11 protein-coding genes and 11 tRNA genes are annotated in these 9,549 nt (G+C 40.7%); all 22 read left to right on the forward strand.

The window, feature by feature from the left end:
- Positions 1-13: 13 nt before the first annotated feature.
- The 22 genes from KP78_RS02705 (at position 14) to KP78_RS02810 (ending at position 9,453) form a co-directional block, all read left to right on the forward strand.
- The gene (locus KP78_RS02705) at positions 14-841 is read left to right on the forward strand and encodes an STAS domain-containing protein (RefSeq protein ID WP_041086028.1); all 828 of its coding nucleotides are present in this window, start codon (positions 14-16) and stop codon (positions 839-841) included.
- A gap of 11 nt (positions 842-852) precedes the next feature.
- Positions 853-1,209, forward strand: a complete 357-nt coding sequence (locus KP78_RS02710) for an STAS domain-containing protein (RefSeq protein ID WP_041086142.1) — start codon at positions 853-855, stop codon at positions 1,207-1,209.
- A gap of 4 nt (positions 1,210-1,213) precedes the next feature.
- Entirely contained in the window at positions 1,214-1,615 is a 402-nt protein-coding gene (locus tag KP78_RS02715; protein WP_041086030.1) for an anti-sigma regulatory factor, read from the forward strand.
- A 16-nt stretch (positions 1,616-1,631) separates the two neighbouring features.
- Positions 1,632-2,642: a PP2C family protein-serine/threonine phosphatase gene (locus KP78_RS02720; RefSeq protein ID WP_041086031.1), complete on the forward strand. Its 1,011-nt coding sequence runs from the start codon at positions 1,632-1,634 to the stop codon at positions 2,640-2,642.
- Positions 2,643-2,730: 88 nt separating this feature from the next.
- Positions 2,731-3,066 (forward strand): anti-sigma factor antagonist, encoded by a 336-nt coding sequence (locus KP78_RS02725; RefSeq protein ID WP_041086033.1) that lies wholly within the window; start codon positions 2,731-2,733, stop codon positions 3,064-3,066.
- Entirely contained in the window at positions 3,067-3,537 is a 471-nt protein-coding gene (gene rsbW / locus KP78_RS02730) for an anti-sigma B factor RsbW (RefSeq protein WP_041086035.1), read from the forward strand.
- Positions 3,515-4,309 (forward strand): RNA polymerase sigma factor SigB, encoded by a 795-nt coding sequence (sigB, locus tag KP78_RS02735; RefSeq protein WP_041086036.1) that lies wholly within the window; start codon positions 3,515-3,517, stop codon positions 4,307-4,309. Before rsbW ends, sigB begins: the two co-directional genes overlap by 23 nt.
- Positions 4,309-4,902, forward strand: coding sequence for a PP2C family serine/threonine-protein phosphatase (locus tag KP78_RS02740; protein WP_041086038.1), 594 nt, complete (start codon positions 4,309-4,311; stop codon positions 4,900-4,902). Before sigB ends, KP78_RS02740 begins: the two co-directional genes overlap by 1 nt.
- Before the next feature lie 86 nt (positions 4,903-4,988).
- A complete protein-coding gene (locus tag KP78_RS02745) occupies positions 4,989-7,169 on the forward strand; it encodes a Tex family protein (protein ID WP_041086040.1) in 2,181 nt (726 codons plus the stop codon).
- Between the two features lie 24 nt (positions 7,170-7,193).
- Entirely contained in the window at positions 7,194-7,607 is a 414-nt protein-coding gene (locus KP78_RS02750) for a hypothetical protein (protein WP_041086041.1), read from the forward strand.
- Positions 7,608-7,621: 14 nt separating this feature from the next.
- Positions 7,622-8,086 (forward strand): SprT family protein, encoded by a 465-nt coding sequence (locus tag KP78_RS02755; protein ID WP_041086043.1) that lies wholly within the window; start codon positions 7,622-7,624, stop codon positions 8,084-8,086.
- Positions 8,087-8,362: 276 nt separating this feature from the next.
- A tRNA-Asn gene (locus tag KP78_RS02760) sits at positions 8,363-8,437 on the forward strand.
- 7 nt (positions 8,438-8,444) lie between these two features.
- Positions 8,445-8,535, forward strand: a tRNA-Ser gene (locus KP78_RS02765).
- A gap of 8 nt (positions 8,536-8,543) precedes the next feature.
- A tRNA-Glu gene (locus KP78_RS02770) sits at positions 8,544-8,615 on the forward strand.
- Between the two features lie 55 nt (positions 8,616-8,670).
- Positions 8,671-8,746 (forward strand) — tRNA-Asp (locus tag KP78_RS02775).
- Positions 8,747-8,750: 4 nt separating this feature from the next.
- A tRNA-Gln gene (locus tag KP78_RS02780) sits at positions 8,751-8,822 on the forward strand.
- Positions 8,823-8,826: 4 nt separating this feature from the next.
- Positions 8,827-8,902 (forward strand) — tRNA-Lys (locus tag KP78_RS02785).
- 12 nt (positions 8,903-8,914) lie between these two features.
- Positions 8,915-8,996: transfer RNA gene (locus tag KP78_RS02790), tRNA-Leu, on the forward strand.
- Positions 8,997-9,072: 76 nt separating this feature from the next.
- A tRNA-Leu gene (locus KP78_RS02795) sits at positions 9,073-9,158 on the forward strand.
- An 18-nt stretch (positions 9,159-9,176) separates the two neighbouring features.
- A tRNA-Arg gene (locus tag KP78_RS02800) sits at positions 9,177-9,253 on the forward strand.
- A 26-nt stretch (positions 9,254-9,279) separates the two neighbouring features.
- Positions 9,280-9,353, forward strand: a tRNA-Pro gene (locus tag KP78_RS02805).
- A 26-nt stretch (positions 9,354-9,379) separates the two neighbouring features.
- A tRNA-Gly gene (locus tag KP78_RS02810) sits at positions 9,380-9,453 on the forward strand.
- Positions 9,454-9,549: the final 96 nt, after the last annotated feature.

Raw genomic sequence — 9,549 nt, forward strand, 5'->3', positions numbered from 1 at the left:
GAGGGTGAGCGGCTTGCGTAATCAGATAATCTCTCATATAAATGAAAGAAAGTCTGAACTCATTAATGAATGGGTCAATCAAGTTAAAATGGAAACAGATGAAAGAATCGTGAATATTATTTCTGAGGATTTATTTATACAAACAAGCAAGGAATTTGTTGATTTAATCCTTTTAAGTTTAAGTGACTCGAACAATAGCGAATATTCTACTAAACTCGAGTTATTTTCAGAAAAAGTTGTTCGATTGGGCTGGCCTATAACATTTGTTGTAGCCGGGTTAAGAATATTTGTCCATATTGTGTTTCAAAGCTTAGTTAAAGAAGAAGTAATTGATAAGCAGCTTGAAGGAGATTATCTTGAAATGCTTGATCAATGGATGGCACCACTATCTAATGAAATTATCCATACATATGCTTCTACTTGGGAGAAGACGGTCTCGCTGCAAAAAATTGCTCTACAGGAGCTATCCGCCCCTTTAATTCCTATTGTAGAGCACATATCTGTTATGCCGCTCGTTGGAACAATTGATACTGAAAGAGCGAGGCAAATCATGGAGAATTTACTTGAAGGTGTAGTCAGACATCGTGCAGAGGTTGTCTTAATCGATATAACAGGAGTCCCTGTTGTGGATACAATGGTTGCACATCATATTATACAGGCAGCTGAAGCGGTGCGATTAGTCGGCGCGCGCTGTATGCTGGTTGGAATTAGACCTGAAATTGCCCAGACCATTGTTAATCTAGGTATTAATCTAAATAAATTTATAACGACCAGCACCTTGCGCAAGGGAATGGAAAGAGCACTTGAGATGACGAATAGAAAAATTGTTGAATTGGAGTGAGAGCATTGACGATGAGGATCCCTATTTTAAAACTGAAGGATTATCTTTTAGTATCTATTCAGTGGGAGCTGGATGATCAAACGGCCTTACAGTTTCAAGAGGACTTGCTGACAAAAATTCATGAAACAAGTGCCCGTGGAGTTGTGATAGATATTACATCGATTGATTTTATTGACTCCTTTATTGCTAAAGTACTTGGAGACGTGATTGGCATGTCTAGACTGATGGGAGCGAAGGTAGTCATTACAGGTATTCAGCCTGCGGTGGCAATTACCCTTATTGAGCTTGGTATACAGCTAGATGATGTAATGACTGCTCTAGATCTTGAAAAAGGTTTGGAGAAACTTCAACAGGAATTGGGGGATTAACCATATGGAAATCCAATCCTGTGTAACCATCTTAAATGAATGGGATATAGTGGCTGCTCGCCAGCTAGGTAGAAATGTAGCTAAAGAACTAGGATTTGGAACAGTGGATCAAGCGAGAATTACGACTGCCATTAGTGAATTGGCTCGAAATATCTATCTTTACGCTGGACAAGGACAGCTTTGCATTGAAAGATTACATGAACAATCAAAAACAGGCCTCCGTATCATTGCGCTTGATAAAGGACCGGGGATCGCAGATATACGAAAAGTAATGGAAGATGGCTTTTCAACATCAGGTGGTCTTGGAGCGGGGTTACCAGGAGTTAGACGATTAATGGATGATTTCAAGATTGATTCTAATCCTGGTGAAGGAACGGACATCCGAGCGATAAAATGGCTCCGTTAGGAGGAGTATATAAGAAATGGATTTTCGTAAAACGATGGAAGAAAAGTATCTAAGCATCGTTAAGCATTATATTCAAACACAATCTGAACAAGGTCTATATGCTGGTCAGCAATTTAGCCGACGGGCTTTGGAGCAGAAGATCTCTCCTGAAGAAGTGATCAGCTTACAAAAAAGTACAATGCAGGAGTTGATGCCAGAACTTCCGGAAGAGGTATGGCATTCCTACGATATCTTGCTTGAAATTATGACGGGCTATGGCTTTGCTTTTAGAGAGCATCAAAGTCTGCTAAGCAAACAGCAGGAACTCAAGAATGAAATCGAGATTGCTGCGAATGTTCAAGAAACTTTGCTGGGGACGTCCATTCCTTCTGTTGAAGGGTTAGATATCGGGGCTATAAGTGTACCGGCAAAGCAGATGAATGGGGATTATTTTCATTTTGTGCAGGATGGAAATCATTCTGTTAACGTGGCAATCGCGGACGTAATTGGCAAAGGGATACCGGCTGCACTTTGCATGTCGATGATTAAATATGCGATGGACAGTTTACCCGAATATCGCAAAGATCCAAGTGCGGTGTTAGGGAGTTTGAATAGGGTTGTTGAGCAAAATATTGATGACTCTATGTTTATTACGATGTTTTATGGAATGTACGAGTTGAGGAGCAACATTCTGCACTTTGCATCAGCAGGGCATGAACCTGGTTTTTTCTATTGCAGCAAAACAGGAGAATTTAAGGATTTGAAAGCTCGAGGATTGTTGCTTGGAGTAGATAAAGGTGCAAGTTATAAGCGATACGAGCAGTTTGTTGAAGTGGGAGATATGATTATCTTAATGTCAGATGGAGTGACAGAATGCAGGACCGATAAGGGATTTATTGAAAGGGAAACATTAATCTCTTATATAAACAATCACATATTTTTGCCTGCACAAGAAATCGTAAATAATATTTATCGTGAGCTTGAAAGGCTTCAGCATTTCCAACTCCGTGATGATTTTACATTAATTATAATGAAAAGAACAAATTAAATAAGGCAAGTAAAATGTTTTAATCTTGTTGGCAAAGGGTAGGTTAAGATTACAGATCAGTTAGGTAGGGTGTGAAGAGGTGGAAAATATGAATCTATCAATTAATGTTGAAAATGAAAGTGAACAAAAAATAATTGTTGCAATCGCAGGCGAGATTGATGCTTTTACTGCACCGAAGCTTCGAGAAACACTGGATCCTTTATCAATAAAAGAAGATTTATTATTGATTATTGATCTATCGGATGTTAGTTATATGGATAGTACAGGAATAGGTGTTTTTGTTGGGTTATTCAAAGGAATTAAAGCGAAAGGTGGTCATTTAAAATTAGTGGGTCTTTCTGACCGATTAACAAGATTGTTTGACATTACTGGACTCGCCGACATCATGGATATTAATTCCGAAGCAGAGAGTGGAGTGGAATAAATGCAACCATTTGATTATATTGAAATGAAAATTCCTGCTAAAGCCCAGTATGTTGGGGTAATGAGATTGACCATTTCAGGTATTGCCAGCCGTATGGGTTTTACTTATGATGATATTGAAGATTTGAAAATTGCCACAAGTGAAGCAATTACCAATGCTGTACAGCATGCTTACGGCGAGGGTGATAATGGTGAAGTGGTGATTGGCTTTGCGCTGTATCAGGATAAATTAGAAGTAATCGTTGCTGATCATGGCAATAGCTTTGATTTTCTGAAAATTAAAGACGAGGTTGGTCCTTATAACGAAGGTGCTTCAGTGGATATGCTCCGTGAAGGAGGACTTGGCTTATATCTTATTGAAAGCTTAATGGATGAAGTGAAGATTCACCACAATGAAGGTGTAACAGTCTTTATGACGAAGTATATTGAGGAAGAGAAGGTGGAGAGGGATGCGAAAACTGTCTCAACCTAATCAACCGAGCAAAGACGAAGTGCTTGCATGGATAAAAGCCTATCAAGAAAATCAGGATGAGGAAGCACAGCATAAACTCGTTGTGAATTATCGCAACTTGGTAGAATCCATTGCCAGGAAGTATTCGAAAGGAAAGTCATACCATGAAGATATTGCTCAAGTGGGCATAATCGGTCTTCTGGGTGCCATTCGACGTTACGATGACACTTTTGGTAAAAGCTTCGAAGCCTTTGCTATTCCAACGATTATTGGTGAGATCAAACGATTTTTAAGAGATAAAACGTGGAGTGTACATGTACCAAGAAGGATTAAAGAGCTTGGACCAAAAATAAAAGCAGCCGTTGAAGAACTGACGACAACGCTTCAGCGTTCTCCAAAGGTAAGCGAAATTGCAGATCATTTGGAGGTTTCTGAAGAAGAAGTGCTGGAAGCGATGGAAATGGGTAAAAGCTATCAAGCGTTGTCCGTTGACCACTCTATTGAAGCGGATTCTGACGGAAGTACAGTTACGCTATTAGATATTGTAGGCAGCTTGGATGATAATTACGAAAAAACGGACCAGCGGCTTGTTTTGGATAAAGTGCTGCATGTCTTAAGCGATCGTGAAAAACAGATCATACAATATACGTATCTGGAAAATCTCAGTCAAAAAGAAGCAGGAGAACAGTTAGGAATATCTCAAATGCATGTTTCTCGACTGCAGAGAAGAGCGATAAAGAAACTTCGCGATGCCATTCAGCAAGAAAATGAGCAGTATGAGGGAATGGATTAATGGAATCAATAGTACACGACCATATACGTGCTATTTCAGGGCAATACACGAAACACGGTAGAAGTGACTGCGGAGATAGTTTTTTTATGATCGCCACAGATGAGTATTTTTTATGCATTCTGGCAGATGGTTTAGGAAGTGGAAAATACGCTCATGAGGCTTCTATTGCTGCCTGTGAAATCGTTGCTTCACATCATTCTGAAGATGTAGAGTCGTTAATGGAACGCAGTAATCGAGCTTTAATCAAAAAACGTGGTGCCGCTGTTGCTATCATAAAAATTATGTTTAAAGAAAAAGTGTACCACTACAGCTGTGTAGGGAATATCCGTTTTTATCTGTATTCACCCACCGGTAAATTAACTTATCCGTTACCAATTACAGGCTACCTTTCTGGTCGGCCGCAGGTTTATAAAACACAGCGTTTTACATATGAAAATGGCTCGTCCTTTTTAATCCATTCAGATGGACTTCAGCTCACAAGGGTACGGGCTCTATTTGAGAGGAATAGGTCTTTGGAGTATATTTCAACAGAACTTGAATCGATCGTAACGGATGCTGACGATACGACGTTTATTATTGGGAGATTACCTTAATGGTAGTCTCTTTTTTGCGTGAAGTGAGAAATCATGAACATATGGTACAATGACAACATCTAGTCTTTAGGAAGGTTGTGAATGAGATGTCAGAAGAGATCAAGCCCTCTTTATTAAATCAATTAGCACAGGATGTTGCTATTGGAACAAAACAAGTGGAACAAGTAATTCAGCTACTAAATGAAGGAAATACGGTCCCGTTCATTGCTCGTTACCGAAAAGAAATGACCGGTGCGCTTGATGAGGTTCAAATAAAAAATATTGAAGATAAATGGAAATATCTTCAGAATTTAAATGAACGCAAACAAGAAGTGATCCGGTTAATTGATGAACAAGGAAAATTAACAGATGAGCTTCATCAGTCAATAGAAGCAGCCGCCAAACTCCAAGTGGTGGAAGATCTTTATCGTCCATATAAGCAAAAAAGAAGAACGAGAGCTACGGTGGCGAAAGAAAAGGGACTGGGGCCTTTTGCAAATTGGCTTGTCACGTTCCCGAAGCAAGGTTCGGTAGAACAAGAGGCAAAGCGCTACCTATCTGATGAAAAGGAAATTTTCACCGTAGAAGAAGCGATTGCAGGTGCAAAAGATATAATAGCGGAAATGATTGCGGATGACGCTTCTTACCGTGAATACATACGTAAAGAAACCTTTCGCAGCGGCCGCGTTCGTTCTCGGGTGAAGAATCAGGAAAAAGACGAGAAAAGCATTTTTGAAATGTATTATGATTATGAAGAGCCGGTGAATAAGATTGTTCCTCACCGCGTTCTGGCACTAAATCGAGGCGAAAAGGAAGAGGTATTACGAGTATCCATTCACCCTGATGGTGATCATCTTGCTCAACAGTTGAAGCGTAAAATCGTTCGAAATCCTTCTTCGATCACAAGTGAACTTGTAGGAGAAGCGGTTGAGGATGGATATAAGCGTCTTATTCAGCCTGCCATTGAAAGGGAAATTCGTAATGAGCTTACGGAAAAAGGTGAAAATCAAGCCATTCATATTTTTTCTGAGAACTTGAGAAACCTTCTATTGCAACCGCCATTAAAAGGAAAGAGAGTACTTGGTGTGGATCCTGCTTATCGAACCGGCTGCAAGCTGGCTGTTGCGGATGAAACAGGTAAGTTGCTAAAGGTAGATGTTATTTATCCGCATCCTCCGAAGGCTAAGCCTGAGCAGGCAGCGCAAACCTTTAAGAAATTATTGCTTGATTATGATATAGAGCTTGTTGCGATTGGGAACGGTACGGCTTCAAGAGAAACAGAACTCTTTGTAGCGGAGCGTTTAAAGGAAGCGAACGCAGGCATCTTCTATATAATTGTCAATGAAGCGGGAGCAAGTGTTTATTCAGCTTCAGAAATTGCGCGAGAAGAGTTTCCAGACCTGCAGGTTGAAGAGAGAAGTGCTGTCTCGATTGCAAGACGTGTTCAGGACCCGCTTGCAGAGCTAGTGAAAATTGATCCTAAATCGGTTGGAGTCGGGCAGTATCAGCATGACGTTTCTCAGAAAAAACTGAATGAATCTCTGACGTTTGTTGTAGAGACTGCAGTGAACCAGGTGGGAGTGAACGTAAATACAGCATCAACTGCTTTGCTGCAATACGTAGCCGGCCTCTCAAAAACAGTGGCTCAAAACATCGTGAAGCAACGAGAAGCCGAAGGGAAATTTATTGATCGAGGTCAGTTGAAAAAAATTCCTCGATTAGGAGCGAAAACATACGAGCAATGTATTGGATTTCTCCGGATACCAGATGGGAAGAACCCATTAGATCGTACAGCGATTCACCCTGAACAATATAGCTATGTTAAGAAAATGCTGGAAATATTGAATGTAAAGCCTGCTGATATCGGTTCAGAAAGCTTAAAAGAAAAAACAAGAGAAAAAACTATAGAAGAATGGTCTGAACAGCTTGGGATTGGTATTCACACAATGAAAGACATTATTGAGGCTTTAATTAAACCAGGACGAGACCCTCGGGAGGAGTTAAGTAAGCCGCTTTTAAAAATGGATGTGCTAAAAATGGAGGACCTTCAAACAGGTATGGAGCTTCAAGGTACTGTTCGGAATGTTGTAGACTTCGGTGCATTTGTAGATATTGGTGTGAAGCAAGATGGTTTAGTGCACATTTCAAAGCTCAAAAAAGGTTTTGTAAAGCATCCCCTAGATGTAGTAGCACTTGGTGATGTAGTAACCGTGTGGGTTGAACAGGTTGATGTGAAAAAAGGTAGAATATCATTAACGATGCTGCAGCCTGACCAGCAGCTACTATAAATAGTGTGAAAAGGGAGAGGGAATATGTTTTATATAATCGTCACAATCGCGGCGGTCCTTGCTGCGATTGGAATTACATTTAATTACATTGCCCATTTAGGAACAATTGTTAAGATTGCGAGAGAAGGGGAACAAGAAGGAATGGGCGTTCAAGCAGTTATGACTCGGTTTTTCTTCGCAACCGTTCTTATTGAAATGATCCCAATTGCGATTATTATCATCAGTTTTCTTCTATTAGATAGACCGGCGGAAGGAATTCCGACCGTTCCGTTAGTTATTATTTTGGCCGCTATGATATTTGGGATTATTCAAGTGGCAACAAGAATGAAACAAGATGTTCCAGACGAAATGAAAAATCAAGTTCGTTCATTTTCTCTATTGTCTATGCAGTTAATCACGTCCGTTCCTATAGTAGCAATCATTTTTATGTTTATTTAATGTGAGGGACGATGATGCGCGAAGATCATTCAATTCAGGAGCTTGTGGAATCTATTTCAAGGGATTTGTTTGATAAGCCATTTAGGCACAAAGCTTATTATAATCCGCGATTAAGAACAACCGGCGGGAGATATATGCTTCTCTCACATAATATAGAATTAAACAAAAAATACTTTGATGAGCATGGAATGGAAGAACTCATTGGCATTATTAAACATGAGCTTTGTCATTATCATCTTCATCTTGCAGGTAAGGGATATAAGCATCGTGACCATGATTTTCGTCAATTAATTCAAATGGTAGGAGCCCCGAGATTCTGCACTCCTTTACCATCTGAGAAAAAGAAGAAAAGAAAGCGTCATTTATACCAGTGTATCAATTGTGAGCAGCAGTACATTCGGAAAATGAAGATGAATGTTTCCCGTTATGCTTGTGGGAGATGTAAAGGTCGTCTTCAATATATCGGCGAGCTCCAATAAAATAATTTATTGTATTCTATTAAAGAGGGGAGGAAATCACTCTCCTCTTTATGTTATGATGGAAAATAAAAAGAGTCTATTTTGACCTCAAATTACTGTATGCTGCATTTCATTGACTCACCCTGATGTGGTGCAAAAATGAAATTCTATTTTATTTCATTTTTTTGTTGACTTAGTAATGGATATGGTTTAAGATATAAAACGTCGGCAAGATGACGAAAAAACATCAGATGCGATGATCACTGAAATAATCACGTACATATGTATTCTTATTGATCCACAGTAGCTCAGTGGTAGAGCAATCGGCTGTTAACCGATCGGTCGTAGGTTCGAGTCCTACCTGTGGAGCCATTTTTATGGGGAAGTACTCAAGTGGCTGAAGAGGCGCCCCTGCTAAGGGTGTAGGTCGTGTAAGCGGCGCGAGGGTTCAAATCCCTCCTTCTCCGCCAGAGGTTATGGCCCGTTGGTCAAGCGGTTAAGACACCGCCCTTTCACGGCGGTAACACGGGTTCGAATCCCGTACGGGTCACTTTAATATTGCTTTTGCTGTGTTTTATAACTTTACTATGTTATACATATCATTTGGTCCCGTGGTGTAGCGGTTAACATGCCTGCCTGTCACGCAGGAGATCGCCGGTTCGATCCCGGTCGGGACCGCCATTATTGGGCTATAGCCAAGTGGTAAGGCAACGGACTTTGACTCCGTCATTCGTTGGTTCGAATCCAGCTAGCCCAGTCAAGAGCCATTAGCTCAGTCGGTAGAGCATCTGACTTTTAATCAGAGGGTCGTAGGTTCGAATCCTACATGGCTCACCATCTTTTGAATATGCGGGTGTGGCGGAATTGGCAGACGCGCTAGACTTAGGATCTAGTGCCGCAAGGCGTGGGGGTTCAAGTCCCTCCACCCGCATTGAATTATTTTTTTTAAAAAAAGCGCTTGACCATTTGAAAATATATTGATATAATATATCTTGTCGCTGCAACGAGCGGTCGTGGCGGAATGGCAGACGCGCTAGGTTGAGGGCCTAGTGGGAGAAATCCCGTGGAGGTTCGACTCCTCTCGACCGCACCAAAAGGTAATTTAAAAAATGCGCCCGTAGCTCAATTGGATAGAGCGTTTGACTACGGATCAAAAGGTTAGGGGTTCGACTCCTCTCGGGCGCGCCATTTTATGCTTGACTATTTTTATCAAGCGGGGAGTAGCTCAGCTTGGTAGAGCACTTGGTTTGGGACCAAGGGGTCGCAGGTTCGAATCCTGTCTTCCCGATCACAAAAGCATATGGTTATAAATTCGCGGGTGTAGTTTAATGGTAAAACCTCAGCCTTCCAAGCTGATGTCGTGAGTTCGATTCTCATCACCCGCTCCAATTCATTATTATTAGAAGCTTGAACCTTGAAAACTAAACAACCTAAAACGTCAACGTTAATTCTTGATTTAAGTAACATTTAAGAGCTACATCAAA

Source organism: Jeotgalibacillus soli, from assembly GCF_000829435.1.
Lineage (GTDB): Bacteria > Bacillota > Bacilli > Bacillales > Jeotgalibacillaceae > Jeotgalibacillus > Jeotgalibacillus soli.

Excerpts from the sequence above, each read along its gene's own strand:
- KP78_RS02740 (WP_041086038.1), top strand. The coding sequence starts at position 4,309 with ATGGAATCAATAGTACACGACCATATACGTGCTATTTCAGGGCAATAC.
- KP78_RS02710 (WP_041086142.1), top strand. The coding sequence starts at position 853 with ATGAGGATCCCTATTTTAAAACTGAAGGATTATCTTTTAGTATCTATT.
- KP78_RS02745 (WP_041086040.1), top strand. The coding sequence starts at position 4,989 with ATGTCAGAAGAGATCAAGCCCTCTTTATTAAATCAATTAGCACAGGAT.
- KP78_RS02755 (WP_041086043.1), top strand. The coding sequence starts at position 7,622 with ATGCGCGAAGATCATTCAATTCAGGAGCTTGTGGAATCTATTTCAAGG.
- KP78_RS02725 (WP_041086033.1), top strand. The coding sequence starts at position 2,731 with ATGAATCTATCAATTAATGTTGAAAATGAAAGTGAACAAAAAATAATT.
- rsbW (WP_041086035.1), top strand. The coding sequence starts at position 3,067 with ATGCAACCATTTGATTATATTGAAATGAAAATTCCTGCTAAAGCCCAG.
- KP78_RS02750 (WP_041086041.1), top strand. The coding sequence starts at position 7,194 with ATGTTTTATATAATCGTCACAATCGCGGCGGTCCTTGCTGCGATTGGA.
- KP78_RS02720 (WP_041086031.1), top strand. The coding sequence starts at position 1,632 with ATGGATTTTCGTAAAACGATGGAAGAAAAGTATCTAAGCATCGTTAAG.
- KP78_RS02715 (WP_041086030.1), top strand. The coding sequence starts at position 1,214 with ATGGAAATCCAATCCTGTGTAACCATCTTAAATGAATGGGATATAGTG.
- sigB (WP_041086036.1), top strand. The coding sequence starts at position 3,515 with ATGCGAAAACTGTCTCAACCTAATCAACCGAGCAAAGACGAAGTGCTT.